This is a genomic window from Actinomadura sp. NPDC047616 (assembly GCF_040642915.1).
Taxonomy (GTDB): Bacteria; Actinomycetota; Actinomycetes; order Streptosporangiales; family Streptosporangiaceae; genus Spirillospora; species Spirillospora miaoliensis.
The window spans coordinates 345,534-365,760 of record NZ_JBEYTB010000006.1 but is presented as its reverse complement, the minus strand read 5'-3'; the positions used below and the strand labels follow the sequence as shown (position 1 = coordinate 365,760).

19 protein-coding genes are annotated in these 20,227 nt (G+C 73.0%); 7 read left to right on the top strand and 12 right to left on the bottom strand.

The genetic code is table 11. The features are described 5' to 3' along the window. Positions 1–11: 11 nt before the first annotated feature. The 6 genes from ABZ801_RS17490 to ABZ801_RS17465 form a co-directional block, all read right to left on the bottom strand. Entirely contained in the window at positions 12–608 is a 597-nt protein-coding gene (locus tag ABZ801_RS17490; protein WP_360698746.1) for a TetR/AcrR family transcriptional regulator, read from the bottom strand. Positions 609–632: 24 nt separating this feature from the next. After that, positions 633–1,367, bottom strand: a complete 735-nt coding sequence (locus ABZ801_RS17485; protein ID WP_360698744.1) for an SIS domain-containing protein — start codon at positions 1,365–1,367, stop codon at positions 633–635. Between the two features lie 39 nt (positions 1,368–1,406). Then, the gene (locus tag ABZ801_RS17480) at positions 1,407–1,706 is read right to left on the bottom strand and encodes a PTS sugar transporter subunit IIB (protein ID WP_344950321.1); all 300 of its coding nucleotides are present in this window, start codon (positions 1,704–1,706) and stop codon (positions 1,407–1,409) included. 32 nt (positions 1,707–1,738) lie between these two features. Further along, positions 1,739–3,211 carry a PTS transporter subunit IIC gene (locus ABZ801_RS17475; protein WP_360698741.1) on the bottom strand — a complete coding sequence of 491 codons (1,473 nt, stop codon included), beginning with the start codon at positions 3,209–3,211 and terminating at the stop codon, positions 1,739–1,741. A gap of 7 nt (positions 3,212–3,218) precedes the next feature. Next, the gene (locus ABZ801_RS17470; RefSeq protein WP_360698739.1) at positions 3,219–4,622 is read right to left on the bottom strand and encodes a hypothetical protein; all 1,404 of its coding nucleotides are present in this window, start codon (positions 4,620–4,622) and stop codon (positions 3,219–3,221) included. Between the two features lie 89 nt (positions 4,623–4,711). Next, the gene (locus ABZ801_RS17465) at positions 4,712–5,473 is read right to left on the bottom strand and encodes a GntR family transcriptional regulator (RefSeq protein ID WP_360698737.1); all 762 of its coding nucleotides are present in this window, start codon (positions 5,471–5,473) and stop codon (positions 4,712–4,714) included. Between the two features lie 377 nt (positions 5,474–5,850). On the opposite strand from ABZ801_RS17465, the gene ABZ801_RS17460 reads away from it, so the two are divergent. Next, positions 5,851–7,035: a zinc metalloprotease gene (locus ABZ801_RS17460; protein WP_360698735.1), complete on the top strand. Its 1,185-nt coding sequence runs from the start codon at positions 5,851–5,853 to the stop codon at positions 7,033–7,035. Positions 7,036–7,171: 136 nt separating this feature from the next. On the opposite strand, the gene ABZ801_RS17455 is transcribed toward ABZ801_RS17460, so the two are convergent. Continuing rightward, positions 7,172–7,423 (bottom strand): hypothetical protein, encoded by a 252-nt coding sequence (locus ABZ801_RS17455; RefSeq protein WP_360698733.1) that lies wholly within the window; start codon positions 7,421–7,423, stop codon positions 7,172–7,174. A 98-nt stretch (positions 7,424–7,521) separates the two neighbouring features. Between ABZ801_RS17455 and ABZ801_RS17450 the strand changes: the two genes are divergently transcribed. Continuing rightward, positions 7,522–8,178 carry a DUF5701 family protein gene (locus ABZ801_RS17450; protein WP_360698731.1) on the top strand — a complete coding sequence of 219 codons (657 nt, stop codon included), beginning with the start codon at positions 7,522–7,524 and terminating at the stop codon, positions 8,176–8,178. Between the two features lie 98 nt (positions 8,179–8,276). After that, entirely contained in the window at positions 8,277–10,034 is a 1,758-nt protein-coding gene (locus tag ABZ801_RS17445; RefSeq protein ID WP_360698729.1) for a glycoside hydrolase family 3 protein, read from the top strand. 89 nt (positions 10,035–10,123) lie between these two features. Here ABZ801_RS17445 and ABZ801_RS17440 read toward each other — a convergent pair whose 3' ends face one another. From ABZ801_RS17440 to ABZ801_RS17430, 3 genes are all read right to left on the bottom strand, one after another. After that, entirely contained in the window at positions 10,124–11,290 is a 1,167-nt protein-coding gene (locus ABZ801_RS17440) for a polyprenyl synthetase family protein (RefSeq protein WP_360698727.1), read from the bottom strand. Beyond that, complete coding sequence (locus ABZ801_RS17435) at positions 11,287–12,657, bottom strand: family 2B encapsulin nanocompartment shell protein (protein ID WP_360698725.1); 1,371 nt, start codon at positions 12,655–12,657, stop codon at positions 11,287–11,289. The genes ABZ801_RS17440 and ABZ801_RS17435 overlap by 4 nt, the downstream gene beginning before the upstream one ends. Positions 12,658–12,783: 126 nt before the next feature. Beyond that, on the bottom strand, positions 12,784–14,175 hold the full coding sequence (locus tag ABZ801_RS17430; protein WP_360698723.1) for a family 2B encapsulin nanocompartment shell protein: 1,392 nt from the start codon (positions 14,173–14,175) through the stop codon (positions 12,784–12,786). A gap of 281 nt (positions 14,176–14,456) precedes the next feature. On the opposite strand from ABZ801_RS17430, the gene ABZ801_RS17425 reads away from it, so the two are divergent. The 3 genes from ABZ801_RS17425 to ABZ801_RS17415 all read left to right on the top strand — a co-directional run bounded on the left by ABZ801_RS17425 (position 14,457) and on the right by ABZ801_RS17415 (position 16,376). Further along, a complete protein-coding gene (locus ABZ801_RS17425; protein ID WP_360698721.1) occupies positions 14,457–15,224 on the top strand; it encodes an epoxide hydrolase in 768 nt (255 codons plus the stop codon). Positions 15,225–15,383: 159 nt separating this feature from the next. Beyond that, on the top strand, positions 15,384–15,776 hold the full coding sequence (locus tag ABZ801_RS17420; RefSeq protein ID WP_360698719.1) for a hypothetical protein: 393 nt from the start codon (positions 15,384–15,386) through the stop codon (positions 15,774–15,776). A gap of 9 nt (positions 15,777–15,785) precedes the next feature. Next, on the top strand, positions 15,786–16,376 hold the full coding sequence (locus tag ABZ801_RS17415) for a hypothetical protein (RefSeq protein WP_360698717.1): 591 nt from the start codon (positions 15,786–15,788) through the stop codon (positions 16,374–16,376). A 47-nt stretch (positions 16,377–16,423) separates the two neighbouring features. Here ABZ801_RS17415 and ABZ801_RS17410 read toward each other — a convergent pair whose 3' ends face one another. After that, positions 16,424–17,539, bottom strand: coding sequence for an MFS transporter (locus ABZ801_RS17410; RefSeq protein WP_360698715.1), 1,116 nt, complete (start codon positions 17,537–17,539; stop codon positions 16,424–16,426). Positions 17,540–17,605: 66 nt separating this feature from the next. Further along, the gene (locus ABZ801_RS17405; protein WP_344950377.1) at positions 17,606–18,067 is read right to left on the bottom strand and encodes a hypothetical protein; all 462 of its coding nucleotides are present in this window, start codon (positions 18,065–18,067) and stop codon (positions 17,606–17,608) included. A gap of 575 nt (positions 18,068–18,642) precedes the next feature. Between ABZ801_RS17405 and lpdA the strand changes: the two genes are divergently transcribed. Further along, positions 18,643–20,046 carry a dihydrolipoyl dehydrogenase gene (gene lpdA, locus ABZ801_RS17400; RefSeq protein ID WP_344950380.1) on the top strand — a complete coding sequence of 468 codons (1,404 nt, stop codon included), beginning with the start codon at positions 18,643–18,645 and terminating at the stop codon, positions 20,044–20,046. Positions 20,047–20,227: the final 181 nt, after the last annotated feature.

Here is a 20,227-nt window from a genome sequence, read left to right as displayed (position 1 = left end):
ACCACATGCGGTCACGATGCCGTGGGATCACCCGCCAGCAGCGCCTCCAGGTTGGCCACCAGCATCGTCTCGGCGTACTCGGGGATGGTGCGGGACGTCGACAGGTGCCGCCGGGCGACCGCGAGCGGCAGGTCCGCGACGATCTGGTACAGGCGTTCCAGGCCCTCGGGGGTGTCCAGGCCCAGCCGGCCGCCGAGGGCCCGCACCTCGGCCAGGACGCGGCGGTTGGCGGCGCGCAGGCGCTCGCGGGTCTCCGGCGGCCAGTTCGGCTCGTCGAAGTCGGCGGGGCTGTAGAGCAGGATGCGCGCGTCGCGCGGGTGCTCGCGGCTCCACACCAGCGTGTGCCGGGACGCGGCGATGACCGCCCGGCACGGCGGGTCGAGCCGCAGCGCGTCGTACAGCCCCTCCTGGAACCGTTCGACGGTGCGCACCCACAGGGCCGCCAGCAGCGCGGGCAGCCCCGGGAAGCGGTGGTACACCGAGCCGCTGGGGGCTCCGGCGGTACGGGCGACCGCGGCGACCGTGACGTTGCGCGGCCCGGACTCCGCCACCAGGTCGGCGGCGGCGTCGAGCAGCCGGTCGGCGTCATGGCGCGGCGGTCGTCCCATGCCGACGAGCGTATAACCGGCCGGTCAGTCCGGCGGGCCGCCCAGCTCGGGGACGCGGTGGCGGTAGCGCTCCAGCAGGTGCCGGTTGCGCTCGTCCCCGCCGGGGACGTTGGCGCTGGTCCAGCACGGCAGGTCCAGGCCGCGTCCGGCGGCCAGGTCGTGCAGCTCGGCCAGCAGCCGCGTCCACGCGTAGGCGGCCAGGATCGTGGAGACGGCGGCGGTGCGGGCCGCGCCCGGCGGGTGGACGACGTCGCCGGGCGGCACGGCGGTGTCGACGACGACCGTGGCGTGGTCGGTGAGCCGGCTCTCCGCCCGCGCCGCGGCGTGCCGGGACGCCTCGGGCGACGTCACGGCGATGACCGGGACGCCGCGTGCGGCGCACTCGCGGGCGATCTCCACGGGGTAGGGGTTGCGCCCGCTGGTGGAGAACACCACCGCCACGTCCGGGGGCGACGGGTCGGCCGCCCGCACCACCGACAGGCCGAGGCCGGGACGGCGTTCGGCGTCGGTGCTGGCCAGGGCGTCGTTCAGCGGCAGGACGGACGGGTCCCACAGCGGCCGCACGCACGCCAGGCCCCCGGCGCGGTAGAACGTCTCGCACACCAGGGCCAGGGAGTGCCCGGCCCCGCCGACGTGCACCAGGCCGTCGGCGGCGATGGCCTCCAGCACCAGCGCGGCGGCGTCGCCGATCGGCTTGGCGGATCGTTCGTCGAGGTCGTCGAGCAGGGCGCGGACCAGGGCGGGATGCCCTTCAGGCATCGGGCGCAGCCTCCTTCGGGGGGTGTGATCGGTGGGGGGTCAGAGCCAGCCCTGCGCGGTGAACGCCTCGCGCAACCGCTTCTCCAGGCCGTCCCGGTCGAGGAAGTCGGTGACCGTGATGACGACGGGCGCCAGGTCGGCGATCTCGGCGGTGTGCATGCCCTGGCCGATGACGACGTCGGGGGTCATCCCCCGGGCGGTGGAGATGTCGGTGTTCTCCACCCGGGCGTCCACGTCGAGCGAGCGCAGCGCGTCCTCGGCGGTCATCTTGAGCATGAGGCTCGACCCCATGCCGACGCCGCAGACGGCGAGCACTTCGAGCCTGCGGTCCAGTGCCATGTTCTCTCTCTCCTTCTCGTCGGTGCCGTGGCCTACGCGCCGGAGACGGCCTCGGCGTCCTTGCCCGAACCGGCGTCCTTACCCGAACCGGCGTCCTTGCCGGCGGCCTCCCCCGCCACCGCCTCGCGGCGGCTCTCCCGGCGGCCGAGGACGACCAGGGTGACCACGGTCGCGGCCAGCGCCACCACCGGGACGGCCCAGACGGCGGCGCCGCCCACCAGCGGGTCGGCGGCCTTGAGCAGCCAGGCGATCGCGTACCAGTCGGGGTCGGCGAGGGTGGCCAGTTCGGGCGCGGTGCGGTCGAACAGGTCCCAGGTGACGGCCTGCCCGACGGCCAGCGTCAGGCCGCTGATCACGCCGCCGATGACCGCGCCGCGCCAGCCCGCCACCGCGTTGCCGAACAGCGCGGCCGCGCCGCCCACGAAGAACAGCATGATCATCGGCGGGGCCAGGGTGAACCAGCCGGCCGCGGCGAACCCCGCCAGGCAGGCCAGGAACACCGCCAGCGCGGACACGAACCCGATCATGACGGCGGTGGGCGCCACGGGGAAGACGGTCGGGGCGTCCAGCGCGGGCCGGGTGCCGGGGATCACCCGGTCGCTGAAGCCCTTGAACGCGGGCACGATCTCGGCCAGGAACATCCGCACGCCGAACAGCAGGATCGCGATGCCGCCCGCGAAGCGCAGGCCCACCAGCAGGCCCCACACCCACGGCGACAGCTTCTCGTCCATCTCGGCGGCCAGCTTGGTCACCACCGCGTCGTCGGCGAACGCCACCGCCGCCAGCATGATCACCGAGATGATCAGAGCGGTGCTGACGTTGATGTCCTTGAAGAACGACAGCTGGCGCGGCAGCTTCAGCTTCTCGGTGTCGTGCCGTTCGCGGTCCCCGAAGGGCCGGGCCACGTACCCGGTGACGAGCGCGGCCAGCGAGCTGGTGTGGGCGAACCCGAACCGGTCGTCCGGCATGACGCGGCGCATCAGCGGCCGCATCCACAGCGGCTGCAGCGTCCAGTAGGCGGCCACGAACCCGGCGCCGCACAGCACGAGGGTGAGCTGGTCGGCGTCCGGCGCGATGGTGACCAGCGCCGCCACCGTGACGGTGCTGATCCAGAACATCAGGTGCCCGGTCAGGTACAGGTACCGGGCCGCCGGGAACAGCCGGACGATCACCACGTGCACCAGGAACGCCACGGTGATCACCAGCGCGACCGTGCCGCCCTGGCGGGACAGGAACTCGGCCAGCGTGTGGTCGGCCTTGGGCGGCTCGGTGCCCATGGCGCTGGCCAGCACCGTCTGGAAGCTGGTCAGGCCGCCGGTGAACACCTCCACGCCGATGAACAGGATGACGACGCCGATCGTGGCGCGCAGCGCGCCCGCCAGCACGTCCTCCAGGCGCTTGCGCTGCAGGAGCAGGCCGATCAGCGTGATCAGCCCGATGAGGATGGGCACCTGGCCGAACACGTTGTCCGCCAGGAAGGTGAGGACGTCCTTCACGATGTCCATGGGGGTGTCACCTCGCGTTGTCGGGGACGTAGAGGCGAATGTCGTCGACCAGCGCCGACCCCTCGTAGTAGTTCAGGTGGGGGTCGCCGATGATGAACGAGTCGGGGTAGGCCGAGCCCTTGGGCCAGGTGTGCTCGGTGGTGTGGGTGCCGGCGGGGCCGGTGTGGACGAGCCTTCGGTCGAAGCGCCCGTCGTACTCGCCGGGCGTCTGGTTGTAGTGCCAGATCGGGCGGCCGTCCTCCACGAACTCGTGGCGGACGCGCAGCGTGGTCTGCCCGGTGTGCCGGAACGGGCCGCTCATCTCCAGCGTGTAGCCGGAGTCGTCACGCTCCACCGCGAACCGGTAGGCGGCCTGGGGCAGCAGTTCCGGGCGCAGCTCGACGCTGGTGAGGTGGCCCTGGAAACGCCCGCCCGGCCCGTACGGCCGGTCCATGGAGACGTTCCCGCACGGGGTCTTGATGTAGTACTCGTTGCTGACGTTGTTGTTGGCGGCCTCGCGGAACCTGTCGCCGCGGACGAACAGGGCGTTGACGCCGTTGAAGGTGCCGTCGAAGGTGCGGTAGATCTGCCGCGTCTTGGGGTCGCAGGTCCCGGCGTTCTTCCAGCGGTCGTCGTCGCTGTAGTAGCCGTCCATGATGACCTTGCGCCGGAAGTGGATGCCGGGGTTGCCGTGCGGCGCCGGGGTCGCGTAGTCGAGGATCGTCAGGTAGTAGAACCCGTTCTCTCGCGTGACGTCGGGGTATTCGCACCTGGTCCTGCCGTCCAGCGCGCCCCAGAACGTCCACGGGAAGCGGGTCTTGCAGGGCTCCCTGGTGTAGCCGTTGTGCTTGCCGTCGTAGTCGAACGTGCCGCCGCGCTTGCCGCCGAAGTCGATGCCGCGCAGCGTCATCTCCACGCGGTAGTGCCGGGGCAGGGGACGGGTGGGACGGATCAGCACCCCGGCGTCCCAGCTCGGCTCGGAGATGCGCCCGACCCGCTGCCCGTCCGGCAGCGTCGCGTTCGCCAGGCCCAGCCGGGAGTCGGGACGGCCGTCGCGGTCCTTGTCGACGGCGGCGATCTCGGCGGTGAGCCAGCCGTCCCGGCCGAACGCGACGCGCTTGCGGAACACGTTCAGCGTGGCGAGCTGCCGCTCGAACGCGGGCCCGCTGATCTTTCTCCACGCCTCGCCGTCGTCGTCGAACGCGTCGACGTGCCAGGGGCTGCGCGGCCCGTGCGGGTCCAGCCGCCACGGCGCGCCGTCGACGGTCAGCGGCCGGTCGAAGCCCTCCCGGGCGACCAGCGTCCAGCCCTTGCGTCCGGCGCCGCCGGCCCCCCTCGCGGCGGCCCCGGACGCGGACTCCGCGACGACGGGCCGCGCGGCGGAGGCGGCCGCCATGGCGGTCGCCCCCGCGGCCGCCATGGTGACCTTCAAGCATCTCCTCAAGGGGTGCCCTCCCTCTCCTCGGGCGCTGCGCCTCCCGGGTCGGCGCGGACGAATCGACTGGTATTGACCAATTGGGATCAGTCGCCCGGCGGCCTGAGCTCCAGCTCCAGCCGGTACCGGTCCCCGCGGTACACCGAGCGGACGAACTCCACCGGACTCCCCCGGTCGTCGCGGGTCAGCCGCTCGAACAGGAACGCTGGGGCATGCACCGGCACGCCCAGGACCTCCGCCTCCTCCGGCGTGGTGACGGTCGGCTCGATCGTCTCGACGCCCGCGCCGAGCACGACGCCGTGCTCGCGCAGCAGCTCGTAGAACGACTGGCCTTCGAGGTCCTCGCGGCGCAGGCCGGGCAGCAGCGCCCGTGCCATGTGCAGCGTCTCGATGGCCATCGGCGAACCGTCGGCCAGCCGCAGCCGCCGGATGGTGAAGACCTCCTCCACCGGCGACAGCGACAGCCTGCGGCCGATCTTGGCGCCGGCCGCCTCGACCCGGAACGACAGCACCCGCCCGCCGGGCCGCATCCCGCGCCGGATCATGTCCTCGGTGAAGGACGTCATCGTCAGCGGCACCGCGATCCGGGGCTCGGCGACGTACGTGCCGCTCCCGTGCCGCCGCTCCAGCCGCCCCTCGACGACCAGCCCGTCGATCGCCGCGCGCAGCGTCGGCCGCGACACGCCCAGCTCCTCGGCCAGGCGCCGTTCGGACGGCAGCGCGTCACCGACCTCCAGCGCGTCCAGCATCGCCAGCAACTCCCGCCGCACCGCCCGCCGTTTCGTCGGCGCCGGCTGCCCCCCGTCACCGGATCGCAGGCCGTCCGCGCCTCTCGCCGTCGTTCCCATCGCCACCCACGGTACGGTCGGCCACCCAAGTGGTCAATACCACTTTTCCGTCGGGACCGGCTCAGCCGACCCCCGGCCGCCAACGAGGCGTTTCTTCAGGTCAGGCGCCGCCCCCCTGAGCGGACCGGCCCGCGTCGACGACCCCGCGAGCCGCTCCGCGGACCGCAACGCGGCCGTTTCGCCCCCGTCGATCATTCCCCTCGGGAATATTAACATTTTGACCATATTGGTCATAACGGGCAAATGCTTATATTGAGCATGTTTAGGCTCTCTTTCGCTCGGTCGCGGGAGGCGTCGGGTAGAAGCCCCTCATCGAGCCGGGATCGCGTCCCCCACCTGATGCGGGCCGCCTCCCGCTCGCCCTGGAGGTAATTCCCATGACCGAGACCCCGCATTTCCCGCCGCCCAGCCGGGACCTGTGCGGCGCGATGCACATCCATCGCCATCTGCTCAACGAGAGCACGACCTATCGCGCGCAGCGCGCGCGGATCGAGAACCGGGCGCTCCAGTACAGGACCGGCCGGCGCAGCCCGGTGCACCGGGGCGTGGTGACCATCCCCGTGGTCGTCCACGTCGTGCACAACCCCGCCAACCCGGAACAGAACATCGACGACCGGCAGATCCACAGCCAGATCGACGTCCTCAACCTGGACTACCGGGCCGCCAATCCCGACGTGTCGCAGGTGCCGGAGGTGTGGCGGCCGCTGGTCGCCGACCCCCAGATCGAGTTCCGGCTCGCCACACAGGACCCGCTCGGCAATCCGACCGACGGGATCATCCGGGTCGAGACCGGCCGGGAGTTCTTCCCGGCGGTCGACGACTCGGTCTCCCCTCCGGTGCGCGACCCGGTGAAGGCGAGCGCCACCGGCGGCGCCGACCCCTGGCCGACCGACCAGTACCTCAACATGTGGGTCTGCCAGCTCGGCGACGGCCTGCTGGGCTACGCCCAGTTCCCCGGCGGCCCCCCGCAGACCGACGGCGTGGTGATCCTGAACACGGCCTTCGGGAACACCGGCACCGCGGCGTTCCCCTTCGATGGGGGCCGCACCGCGACCCACGAGATCGGCCACTGGCTGGACCTGTTCCACATCTGGGGGGACGACGACGGCGCGTGCAGCAACGACGACCGGGTGTCCGACACGCCCAACCAGGCCGACGCCAACCGCGGGGTGCCCGCCTTCCCGCACATCACCTGCGACAACGGGCCCAACGGAGACATGTTCATGAACTACATGGACTACGTCGACGACCGCGCCATGTTCATGTTCACGGTGGGCCAGAAGGAGCGCATGGACGCCTGTCTCGAAGGCGCCCGGGCCGCGTTCCTGGTCGCGCAGATGCGGCGCGCGCCCGCCGCCCCCGCCCCCGCCGCACAGCCCGCGGCGGCAGCGCAGCCCGCGGCGGTGCAGCCCGCGGCGGCGACGGCCGGCATGGTGAAGCCCGGCGCCAGGCCCGACGGCGAGGTGGAGCGGATGCTCCACGACACCGAGCGGCTGACCACCGAGCTGCTCGGCGAGATCCGCGACATGCTGGGCGTCGTCGCCCGCGGCACCGGCGGGTGACCGGCCGGGCTCGGTCGGGGGAGGAGCGTGGACGCGACGTCCGACCTCACCTTCCCGCCGGGGGCGCGGCAGGCCATTACCGTCGTCTCCCGCACGGCCGACGCGCTGGTGATCGCGAAATGAGCCCGCCCGGTGCTCAGTCCAGGGGGCGTTCGGCCGTTCCCGGGGTGTAGCCGTCCTCGGCCAGGTAGTCGTCGTCCAGGTCTTCGGTGCGTCCGGAGGTCGTGCCGTCCTCCTCGGGTTCGGCGGTCTGCTCCGGGACGTCGGCGTCCATCTCCTCGCCCTGGATGCTGCGGGGCGGGCCGGTCGCGTCCTCCGGCTCGGCGGGGCGCTCGACGGGCGGCTCGCCCGGTTCCTCGACGGGACGTTCCCTCGGCTGTTCGGTCATGGCGTCGCCCTTCCCGTGCGGGACGCGGGCATGCCGGGGAATACGCGGCTTTTCTCTGTATGTTGTACGGAGTTGTTGGCCGATCGGGAGGAGAGCCCATGACCGCCTTTGACGCAGCCGCCGAGTTCGATCGCCAGGTCCGGACGTTGCTGGACCGCGGCCACCCCGAGGCCGCCGGCCTGACCGCCGCCGAGTTCGGCGCCCTGCTCGCCCCGCTGCGGGAGACCGTGACGGAACGGGGCGGGGCGGCGGTGGCGCCGGAGGAGGGGCGCGTTCCGTTCGTCCTGGTGGTGACCAGGGAGGTGGTGCCGGTCGAGCGGGCCGTCGCGCTCACCACGCTGGCGGGCCGCACCAAGCCCGGTGTCGTCGATCGCCACTTCGCCGACGGCGATCTCATCCGTTTCACGCCGACCAAGGAGGTGGAGCTGCCCGACGCGCGCGCCTACGTGCTGTTCGACGTGGAGCGCGGCGAGGAGTTCTGCGGGGCCGTCCCCGAGGACGCCATGGCCGCGATCGCCGACCGCGGACGCACGCCGCTGACGATCGAGGAGGGCATCGCGCTGGTGACGCAGTACCCGGCGGCCCTGGCCAAGAACAAGTGCTTCTCCCTGGGCGGCTCACGCTGCGGCGACCGCCGCGTCCCCGCGATCTGGATCAGTCAGAACGCACCCAAGCTCGGCTGGTGCTGGGCGGGCAACCCGCACACCTGGCTCGGGATGGCCTCCGCCGCCGGGCGCGCCGCCGCCGGCGCCTGAAGCCGGGGCGCGTCGGCGGCCGGGGTGTTGACGGCCGGTCCATAGCGGTCTAGACCGGTAAGGACCGGCAGTTCGATCTTCGCCCCGGAAGGAGCGGGATGCCCCCCAACAGCCGACACCGCATGCTCGCCACCGTCCTGACCACCGCCGCCGGCCTCACGCTGGCCTCCCCCCTGCCCGCGCACGCGCACGCGGACGCGGGCAGGGGCGCCCCCGCGGGATCGTGCGATCCGGCGGCCGTCCTCGGCCGGATGACCGACGCCGAGAAGGTCGGGCAGATGGTCATGGCCATCACGCACGACGGGCCCGACGGCATGCCCGACGAGCAGACCCGGCGTTCGATCCAGGAACTGAACATCGGGTCCGTCATCACCTCCGAGCCGCGCACCCCGGAGCTGGCCGCCCGCTACTCCAACCAGGTGCAGCGGTGGGCGGCCGGCACGCGGCTCGGGCTGCCGCTGCTGGTGTCCGGCGACTTCGAGTTCGGCACCACGCACAACGTGCGCGAGGGCACCACGCCGCTGCCGAACGCGATGGGCCTCGGCGCCGCGCGCGACCCCGAGCACGCGCGCGCCGCCGCGGCCATCACGGCGGCCGAGGCGCGCGCGATGGGGTTCCACTGGAACTACGCGCCGGTCGCCGACGTCAACACCAACCCGCGCAACCCGATCATCGGCGTCCGGTCGTTCGGCGAGGACACCGGCCTGGTCAGCCGGTTGACGCGGGCTCAGGTGCGCGCGTACCGGGCCGCCGGGGTCGTCGCGACGCCCAAGCACTTCCCCGGGCACGGCGACACCGAGCACGACAGCCATCTCGGGCTGCCCTCCGTCGCCTATGACCGCGCGACGCTGGACCGCGTGCACCTGCCGCCCTTCCGCGCCGCGATCGACGCCGGCGCCGACGCGATCATGACCGCGCACGTGGTCGTCAAGGCCGTCGACCCCACGCTGCCCGCCACGCTGTCGCCGAAGGTGCTGACCGGGCTGCTGCGCGGCGAACTGGGCTACCGCGGGCTGATCGTCACCGACGGCATGGACATGGACGCCATCGACGAGAACTGGGGCACCCGCGAGGCCACGGTCATGGCCGTCAAGGCCGGGGCGGACGTCATCATGTCGACCGGCGAGTACGCCACCCACGTGGACGCCGTCGGCGCGCTGCTGGACGCGGTGCGCTCGGGTGAGCTGCCGCGTGCGCGGGTGGACGAGTCGGTGCGCCGGGTGCTGGAGCTCAAGTGCAAGTACGGCGCGTTCGAGCGCAGGTACGTCAGCCCGCGGGCCGCCGAGAAGGTGGCGGGCAACGCGGCGTTCCAGCGGCGCGCCCTGGAGATGGGCGTCGCCGCGACGACGCTGGTGCGCAACGACGGGGGCGTGCTTCCGTTCGACCGGCGGGCGCGCGAGCGCACGCTCGTCGCCGGGGTGGTGCAGACCGAGCAGCTCGCGCGGGCCGTGGACACCGTCGCCGCCGGGCCCGTGACGTCCTGGCAGGCCGCCACGACCGACCCGACCGACGCCGAGATCGCCGAGGCGGTGCGGCGGGCGCGCGACGCCGACCGGGTGCTGGTCGCCACGTACTCGTCCAAGACCCTGCCGGAGGGCCAGGCCGAGCTGGTGCGCGCGTTGCAGGCCACCGGCAAGCCGGTCGCGGCGCTCGCGACCGGGCTGCCGTACGACATCGAGTCCTACCCCGACGTCCGGGCGTACGTCGCGAGCTACGCCACCACCGCGCGCACGCAGCGGGTCGACATGACGATGCACCGGGCCGCGGCCGAGGTGGTGTTCGGCAGGCAGCCGGGCGGGCGGCTGCCGGTGTCCATCGCCGGGCTCTACCCGTACGGGCACGGCCTGCGTTACTGAGCGCCCAGCATGGTGATCCCCGCCGCCGCCCCAGCGCCGCCCGTGGGGGACTGAGGCGGCGCTGGTGCCCGAGGCGGCGGATAAACGGCTCAGTGGTCGCGGTCGAGTACCAGGTGCGCCAGGGCGCGCAGCCCGGCGCGGGGACGCTCGACCGGGGCTGCGGCGTCGAGTTCGGCGAGGGCTTCGGCCTTCAGGCGGCGGGCCCGCTGCCGTGCCCAGGCCCGGCCGCCCGCCTCCTCGACCAGCCGGGCGGCGCGGGCGGCGTCGCCCTCGGGCAGCGGGCCGTCGCGCAGGTAGAGGCGGGCCAGCTCGCCGCCCGCCGCGGTGCCCGACGCCAGCGCGGCCACCACGGGCAGCGACTTCTTGCGGCGGCGCAGATCGGCGTGGACGGGCTTGCCGGTGACGGCCGGATCGCCCCAGATGCCCAGCAGGTCGTCGACGAGCTGGAACGCCAGGCCGATGCGTGCGCCGAACCGCCGCAGCCCCCCGATCTGCGGCGGCGTCCCGCCCCCGTACGCGGCGCCGAGCGCGCACGAGGCGGCCAGCAGCGCACCGGTCTTGTGCTCGGCCATGCGCAGGCATTCGGGCACGTCCACGTCGGTGCGCGTCTCGAACGACACGTCGGCGCACTGGCCCTCCACCAGGTCCAGCACGGCGCGGCTGAGTGTCCGCACGCCCTCGGCCAGCACGCCCTCGGCCGGCACGCGTTTCGCCACCCCGTGCTCGGCCGGCGCGTGCCCGGCGGGCGGCCATGCGGACGGGGCGCCCGCCAGGCTCTCGAAGGCGCAGGCCAGCAGGGCGTCCCCGGCCAGGATCGCCGGGTTGGCGCCGAACACGCTCCACGCCGTGGGCCGGTGGCGGCGGGTGCGGTCGCGGTCCATCACGTCGTCGTGCAGCAGCGAGAAGTTGTGCGTCAGCTCGACGGCGAGCGCGGCGGGCAGTCCGTCGGCGGCGGCGCCGCCGACGGCCTCCGCCGACAGCAGCGCCAGCGCGGGGCGCAGCGCCTTGCCCGCACCGCCGCCGGCGACGGGCCGCCCGTGCTCGTCCAGCCAGCCGAAGTGGTAGGCGGTGACGGCCCGCACCTCGTCGGGCATGCCGTCGACGACCGCGCGCAGGCCCGGGTCGACCAGGGCGCGGCTCCAGGCCAGCACCTCCGCCGCCGAGCGCGGCGCGCCCCCCTGGTGCTCTGCGGCCGGGGGTTCGGCGGCAGCGGGCTCGACGGCCGGGGGCTCGGCGGCCGGCATGGCGGCGCTCACCGGCCGACCTCCACGTTCTCGAGCATGCCCAGCGCGTCGGGCACCAGCACCGCGGCCGAGAAGTAGGTGCTGACCAGGTACGACAGGATTCCCCGCTCGTCTGTGCCGGTGAAGCGCACCGACAGGCCGGGCGACACCTCGTCGGGGATGCCGGTCTGCCGCAGGCCGACCACCCCCTGCTTGTCCTCGCCGAGCCGCATCGCCAGGATCGCGCTGGTGCCCCGGCGGCTGACCGGGATCTTGTCGCACGGCAGCAGCGGCACCCCGCGCCAGGCGCGCACGCGGGCCCCGTCCAGCTCGACCGGACGCGGGTACACGCCGCGCCGGTTGCACTCGCGGCCGAACGCGGCGATCGCGCGCGGATGCGCCAGGAACACCCGGGTGCCCCGGCGGCGGCTCAGCAGCTCGTCCAGATCGTCGGGGGTGGGCGGCCCGCCGTCGGTCTGGACGCGCTGACGCAGATCCACGTTGTGCAGCAGCCCGAAGTCATGGTTGTTGACCATCTCGCGCTCCTGCTGCTCGCGCAGCGCCTCGATGGTCACCCGCAGCTGCTCGCCCACCTGGTCGTACGGGTTGTTGTAGAGGTCGGCGACACGGGTGTGCACACGCAGCAGCGTCTGGGCCACGGCCAGCTCGTACTCGCGCGGCGCGAGCTCGTAGTCGACGAACGTGCCCGGCAGCACCGGCTCGCCCTCGTGACCGGACGCCAGCTCGATGGCGGCCTCACCGTGCCGGTTGTGCGGGGGAAGGGCCGCCGACCGATGCTCCTCCAGGTGGGCGCGCAGCGCGTCGAACCGGCCGGTCAGCTCGTCGATGTCGGCGCGCGGCAGCGTCAGCACCGTGCAGGGGGTGAGCGCCCGGACGGTGAACTCCCAGCGCTCGTCCCCGCCCAGCAGCGCGCGGTCGCCGAAGAACTCGCCGTCGGCCAGCACCCCGAGCCGGGTGAGGCCCCCGTACTCCCCCGCGCCGAGCTTGACGGCCTTGCCGTGCGCGATCAGCACGACCCGGTCGACCGGCCGCCCGGCCTCGACGATCGTGTCGCCGGGCTCGTACACGCGCTGCGCGAACCGTCCGGCCAGGCCCTCCAGGACCTCGCCGTCGTCCAGGCCGCGCAGCGCCGGAAGCTCGGCCAGCTCGGGCGGCACCACCCGCACCTGCCCGGCGCTGACCACGAACGTCACCCGGCCGTCGCCCACCCGGTAGGTCAGGCGGCGGTTCACCCGGTAGGCGCCGCCGGGCGCCTGCACCCACGGCAGCACGCGCAGCAGCCACCGCGGCGTGATGCCCTGCATCTGCGGCCTGGACTTGGTGGTGGTCGCCAGATTGCGCGCCGCCGCCGTGCTCAGGCTCAACTGCTCGACCGTCACGACCTGCTCCTCCCGCCATCACGGATGGACGATCCCGGCCCGGCGGGCCGGGCGCGGCACGGCGGGCCCGGTGCGCCCGCCCGCGCCCCGGCCCGGCGGGCCGCTTCCTGCAAGGGCACGGACGGTTCAGGCGGCCGCGCCGTCGCCGTGCGCGACCTCCACGCTGTCCAGCACGCCCAGCGCGTCGGGCACCAGGATCGCCGCCGAGTAGTAGGCGCTGACCAGGTAGGAGATGATCGCCCGTTCGTCGATCCCCATGAACCGCACCGACAGGCCCGGCTGGTACTCGTCGGGGATTCCGGTCTGGTGCAGGCCGACCACGCCCTGCGCCGCCTCGCCGGTGCGCATCAGCAGGATCGAACTGGTCCGGGTGGCGCTGACCGGGATCTTGTTGCAGGGGTAGATCGGCACGCCGCGCCAGGCCGGGATCTTGTGGCCGCCCATGTCGACGGTGTCGGGGTAGAGCCCGCGCCTGCTGCACTCGCGGCCGAACGCGGCGATCGCACGCGGGTGGGCCAGGAAGAACGCCGGTTCCTTCCACACCAGCGACAGCAGCTCGTCCATGTCGTCGGGGGTGGGCGGGCCGCTGCGGGTGGGGACGCGCTGGCGCAGGTCGGCGTTGGCGAGCAGGCCGAAGTCCCGGTTGTTGATCAGCTCGTGCTCCTGCCGCTCGCGCAGCGCCTCGATGGTCAGCCGCAGCTGCTGCTCGACCTGGTCCATCGGCTTGTTGTAGAGGTCGGCGACGCGGGTGTGCACGCGCAGCACGGTCTGCGCCACGCTCAGCTCGTACTCGCGGGGCTTGAGCTCGTAGTCGACGAACGTGCCCGGCAGCACCGGCTCGCCCTCGTGGCCGGACGCCAGCTCGATGGCGGCCTCGCCGTACTCGTTGCGCGCCGGTTCGGACCCGTCGCTCGTCTGCGCCAGATGGTCGCGCAGCGTCTCGGCGTTCTCGCGCACCTGCCGGAACTCGTCGGTGCTGAGCGCCAGCACCGTGCACGGGGTCAGGGCGCGGTAGGTGTGCTCCCAGTGGCCCTGCTCGTCCAGCAGCGCGGTGTGGCCGAAGTACCGGCCGTCGCCGCGCACGCCGAGCACCGCCTCGCCGCCGTACTCGCCGGCGCCGATCTCGTTGACCTTGCCGTGCGCGATCAGGAACACCTGGTCGACGGGCTGCCCCGCCTCGGCGATCGTCTCGCCGGGGGCGTACTCGCGCTGGGTGAAACGGCCGGCCAGCGCCCGCAGCACCTCCTCGTCCTCGTAGCCGCGCAGCGGCGGCAGCTCGCCCAGCTCCTGCGGGATGACCCGCACGTTCGAACCCTCGATGACGAAGGTCACGACGCCGTCGCCCACGGTGTAGGTGAGGCGCCGGTTCACCCGGTACGCCCCGCCGGACGCCTGCACCCACGGCAGCAGCTTCAGCAGCCACCGCGAGGTGATGTTCTGCATCTGCGGGACGGACTTGGTCGTCGTCGCCAGGTTGCGCGCAGCCGTTGTGGCGAGGCTGAACTGCTGTTCGGTCACGGTCCACCACCGATCCGTTGTCGCCGTCACGGGAACCGCGAATCGTCGGAACGCGCACGGCACACCCACGGAAAACGCGTGGGAAATTGCCGCGGACGCTGCTTTCGGAATGCGCGGCCCGCATCCGCCAGCGACGCTACCCATCGTAATCATTCAAACGCAACGGGACACTTCCCTTACCCCTGCTTTACCTGCGCCGCGATGGCGGCATCCGCCGCGGACGGCATCCCGCCGACCATCGCGGACGTCCCGTGACCGCCACCCCGCCTCGCGTTTCGGCCATGGAAGACACCGAGATCCGACCGTTCCGCATCGCCGTCCCGCAGGGCGATCTGGACGACCTCCGCGACCGGCTGGCCCGCACCCGCTGGCCCGACCAGCTCCCCGGGGTGGGCTGGTCGTACGGGATCCCGCTGGAACGGGTGAAAGAGCTGGCCGAATACTGGCGCACCGAATACGACTGGCGGCGGCACGAGGCTCGGTTGAACGAATTTCCGCAGTTCACCACCGAGATCGACGGCCAGCGGGTGCATTTCCTGCACGCCCGTTCGCCGGAACCGGACGCGCTGCCGCTCATCCTCACCCACGGCCGGCCGAGCACGTTCGCCGACTTCAGCCGGATGGTCGGTCCGCTGACCGACCCGCGCGCGCACGGCGGCGACCCCGGGAACGCCTTCCACGTCGTCGCGCCGTCCATTCCCGGCTTCGCGTTCTCCGGGCCGACGCGCGAGCGCGGCTGGGGACTGGAGCGCGTGGCGCGGGCCTGGGCGGAGCTGATGCGGCGCCTGGGGTACGAGCGGTACGGCGCGCAGGGCAACGACTTCGGGGGGCAAGCCCGTCCCGCGCTCCCCCGTCCCCACCGGCGTAGCCGTGTTCCGCGGGGACTCCACCGTCCGCCGCTTCGCCGAACGCGACAACGAGATCACCCACTGGACCGAGCACGACGAGGCCGGCCACTTCGCCGCCCTGGAGGCCCCGGAACTGCTGACGTCCCTCATCCGGGCGTTCTTCCGCCCCCTCCGCTGACCGTTCCGGACGCATTCGTCTGACGAAAGACGGCCCCCGCCCGGCCGCCGCCGACATGGGGCCTACACACGCGCACACAGGCCCCCGGGCGCGCCGGGCGCGGTCCGTCGAAGCCAGGCTCCCGGGTACACAGGCCGAAAACCTGTCGCGCATGCCTGGGGATGGCTGGTTGCATGCGGGGCATGCGTCGCCGATACCGACGCCTCCTGGTGGGGGCGGACGTCTACTACTGGGGGGCGGGCCACGCTCATGTTCGCGGGCAGGACGACACGGGTCGCCCTCAGACCATCGATTGCCGGGAGGTGCTCACCGTCCGCCGGGAGGGTTCGTCCGGGCTGTTGAACATCGTCTTCCGCGCGGGTCCCGGCCGTCTCGTCGCCGACGGCCTGCTGCACGACGGCGGCGTCGTACGCCGCGACGACGACGCCTACCTGAACCTGCATCGTCCCGGGGTGGTGCGGGCGCTGCTGGACGAGGCGTCGCACCGCGGCCACGGGTTCGACGCCGGGCCGGTCGAGATCGACGGCTGGGAGTTGCTGGACGGCGCCCTGCAGCGCCTGGCGGCCGTCGGATAATCGGGCGTCGTGACCATGAGCACCCGGGACGGGAAGACGCGCCATCTGGTCTGCCACGACTACGGCATGGGCGGGGTGTGGTGGTGGATCTGGGCGGCGTCCCCCGAGGAGGTCGTCACCACCTTCGCCGAGACGGAGGTGGTGACCGACCCCGAGCAGGTCGCCAAGGCCGAGGACTGGGACCTGGACGAGGCCGACGTCGACGATCCGGCGAGGGACGACGTCTCGCTGGAGAGCCTGCGCGCCAAGCGGGAACGGCAGCGCCGCCTGCCGGGCTTCGGCGCCCTGGCCGGCCGCGAGCGCGTCCACCTGCGCGCCCCCGGCGACTGGGATCTGGACTCCGAGGACCCCGACGGCGCCGGCGACGACGGGTTCGCCGACTACGTCTTCCTCACCGAGCACGGCCCGGACGGGCGCCGCATCCGGCAGGTGGAGATCCGCCCGGACGGCGAGGCCGTGGCCTCCGACGAGACGGTGTGGCCCCTGAACCCGCCGGTCGACCTGTACAACCCGGCCCTGCTCCCCAAGGTGATCGACGCCGCCGAGTTCGAGGAGGCGTGGCGGCGCGCCCGCTTCTGGACGGACGCCGACTGGGACTGAGCCCCCTTCCTCCGCGCCCCCCTTCCCCGGCGGCCCCCGTCCCCGGCCTAGCGGGTGCCGAGGTCGAGGCGGCGGGGCCGGGCCGCGGCGGCGCGGCGCGGCCGGGACCGTCCGACGCGCTGGATGGGCACGCCCGCCGTCTCGGGGATCAGCAGGATCGGCGCCAGCAGCAGGGGCTTGCGCCCGATCCGGTCCGACAGCGCGCCCAGCGGTACGATCACCGCGATCATCGCCAGCTCCACGCCGATGGTGATCAGCTGCGCGGTGACCTCGCCGGTCGCCAGGTCGTCGGTCAGGTAGGACGGCATGAACGTCAGCAGCGTGTAGACGGCCACGTTCAGCAGGAACACGATGCCGATCAGGTTGAGGATCATGCGCCAGTTGTGCGCCAGCGTCTCGCGCAGCGGCGAGCGCGCCTTGGCCCCGGCCCGCTCCATCTGCCGGAACGCGGGGGTGTCCTCGATGCGGCTGCGCACGTACAGGCCGACCAGGCCGAGCGGCAGCGCGATCAGGAACGGGATGCGCCAGCCCCAGGAGTGCATGGCCTGCCGGCTGAGCAGCAGGTCGACGGCGAGCACCAGCCCGGCGCCGGAGGCGTAGCCGGCCAGCGTGCCGAGCTCCAGGAAGCTGCCGAAGAAGCCGCGTCTGCGGGTCGGCGCGTACTCGGCGATGACGGTGGCGGCGCCGCCGTACTCGCCGCCCGTGGAGAACCCCTGGACCAGCCGGACGAGCAGCAGCAGGATCGGCGCCGCGACGCCGATCGTGGCGTAGCCGGGCAGGATGCCGATGCAGAACGTCGAGCCGGACATCAGCAGGATCGTGGCGGCCAGGACCCGTTTGCGGCCCAGCCGGTCGCCGAGCGGGCCGAAGAACAGCCCGCCGAACGGGCGCGCCACGAACGCCGCCGCGATCAGCGCGAACGAGCGCAGGGTGGCGCTGCCCGCGGCGTCGTGCGGGAAGAACACCGTGCCGATGATCGAGGTCATCACCCCGGCGGTGAACACCCCGAAGTCGAACCACTCGATGCAGTTGCCCATGGCCGACGCGACCACGGCCTTCTTCACCGCGGCCGGGTCGGCGCCCGGTCCCCCGTCCGGTGCCGTCGGGTCGCCCGGCCCGGCGGGTCCGGCGGGTTCGTGCGACGGCGGTGTGCTCATGGACATCGACGCGATCACCTCCGGCCGGTACACATCCCCGGCACGCGGCGGACCTACCCCGCCATGTCCGGGCTAGCCGGACGATCTGCCGTTGGCGTCGCCGCCCGCGCCCTCCTCCAGGGTGTCCTCCGGGGAGCCGGAGACGTCGAGGTCGTCGGGCAGCTCGGGCAGCCGCTGGGTGCGTCCCGGGTCGCTCTCGATCTTCAGCAGCCCGTCCTCGGGGATCTGCAGCAGCGCCTGGGTGACCTGGGACTCCTTGGTGATCACACCGCTGGCCAGCACGTTGTTGCGGTGCCGCAGCGCGCCGTTCTGGCGCAGCAGGTCGTCGATCTCGGCGCGCAGCCGGGCCATCCGGCGGGCCTTGCGCAGATGCACCAGGAAGCCGCCGACGGCGACGCCGAGGATGAAGCCGGCGAGCAGGGGGATCCACATCGCCGCGGCGGCCGCGGCCGCCAGCGCCACGACGGCCGCAAGAGCGCCAAAGTGCTGTTCCGCCCGGTCCAGGACGGCGTTGACGCGCTTGGGAATCCTCACTCGGCTCTCTCCTCCGGTTCTGCCGCTCCGTGATCCGCCCGGCACCCCGCGCGCCGCGTCCCTCGCCGCCCTCGACCGCCGGGCCGGGGCGACGTCCCGGGCGTCGGCGCCCCGGGTGCGCCGGCGCGCCGGGTGTCGTCCCGGCGGGGACCGGCCGGCCGCGCCCACGCCGGATGGTGTCCGGGCGCCGGGGCGGGGCCGTGGGCGCGGCCGCGGCGTGCCCCTGGCGGGCCGGACGGCGAGGATCGGGCACGCACGTCCGGCGGGCCGATGAGGCGACAACGATGCGGCCGACGCGAGAGGTTCCAGGTCAGGGCGAAGGTCGCGTCGCTCACGCGCCCCCGCGCTACGCAGAAGAGTCGTGACCACGTGGGGCCGTTCGAAACACTAACAGGCGTCCCCCGCCCGCGCGCACGGCGCCCCGCCGACCCGTCCCCGCGCGCCCCGGCCGGACCGCCGCGGCACGGCCCGTCCCGCACCAGCGGGCCGCACCGCGCGACGGCCGCCGGGACGCAGGTCACACAGGTGCCGGGTCGGGATGCGAGGACCCGCCGCGGCCGAATATCGTCACAAGAATGAGCAATCACTTTGACGTCGTGGTCCTGGGCGCCGGCCCGGGTGGTTATGTCGCCGCGATCCGGTCGGCACAGCTCGGGCTGAAGACGGCGATCATCGAGGAGAAGTACTGGGGCGGGGTCTGCCTCAACGTCGGCTGCATCCCCTCCAAGGCCCTGCTGCGCAACGCCGAGCTGGCGCACATCTTCACCCACGAGGCGAAGACGTACGGGATCAAGGTCGACGGCCAGGTCACCTTCGACTACGGCGAGGCGTTCCGGCGCAGCCGCCAGGTGTCGGACCGCCTGGTCAAGGGCGTGCAGTTCCTCATGAAGAAGAACAAGATCACCTCCTTCGAGGGACGCGGCACGTTCACCGACCCCAACACCCTGCAGGTGGCCCTGAGCGACGGCTCCTCGGAGACGGTCACCTTCGGCCACTGCATCATCGCCACCGGCGCGCACACCAAGCTGCTCCCCGGCACGTCGCTGTCGGAGCGGGTGGTGACCTACGAGGAGCAGATCCTCACCTCCGAGCTGCCCCGCAGCATCGTCATCGCGGGCGCGGGCGCGATCGGCGTCGAGTTCGCCTACGTGCTGCACAACTACGGCGTGAAGGTGACCATCGTCGAGTTCCTCGACCGGATGGTGCCCAACGAGGACGCCGAGGTGTCCAAGGAGCTGCAGCGCCGCTACCGCAAGCTCGGCATCGACGTGCTGACGTCCACCCGCGTGGACGCCATCGACGACTCCGGCGACATCGTCAAGGTCACCGTCACCGGCAAGGACGGCACGCAGCAGGTGCTGGAGGCCGACAAGGTCCTGCAGGCCATCGGGTTCCAGCCCAACGTGGAGGGCTACGGCCTGGAGAAGACCGGCGTGGCGCTGACCGACCGGGGCGCCATCGCGGTGGACGGCCGCTGCCGCACCTCGGTGCCGCACATCTTCGCCATCGGCGACGTGACCGCCAAGCTGATGCTGGCGCACACCGCCGAGGCCATGGGCGTCGTCGCGGCCGAGACGATCGCCGACGCCGAGACCATGGAGCTGGAGTACGTGATGATCCCGCGGGCCACGTACTGCCAGCCGCAGGTCGCCAGCTTCGGGCTGACCGAGGCGCAGGCGCGTGAGGAGGGCTACGACGTCAAGGTGGCCAAGTTCCCCTTCAGCGCCAACGGCAAGGCCCTCGGCCTCGGGGACTCCGACGGGTTCGTCAAGGTGGTCAGCGACGCCCGGTACGGCGAGATCCTGGGCGCCCACATGATCGGCCCGGACGTCACCGAGCTGCTGCCCGAGCTGACCCTGGCCCAGCGCTGGGACCTGACCGTGCACGAGGTCGCCCGGAACGTGCACGCCCACCCCACCCTCAGCGAGGCGATCAAGGAGGCGGTGCACGGCGCCGCCGGGCACATGATCAACCTCTGATCACCACGCCGTCCGCCCGGTGCGCCCGGTGCGTCCGTCCCGGCGCACCGGGCGCCGCCGTGTCACCCCCCGGTTCCGGCGCGGCGACGGTGCAACGAATCGCCGCCGCGGGGCCGTAAGACGCAACGAACGCGCAGGTCAACGCAAGGTCGGCGGCTTGGTTCGGGGCCCCTGCGCTTCC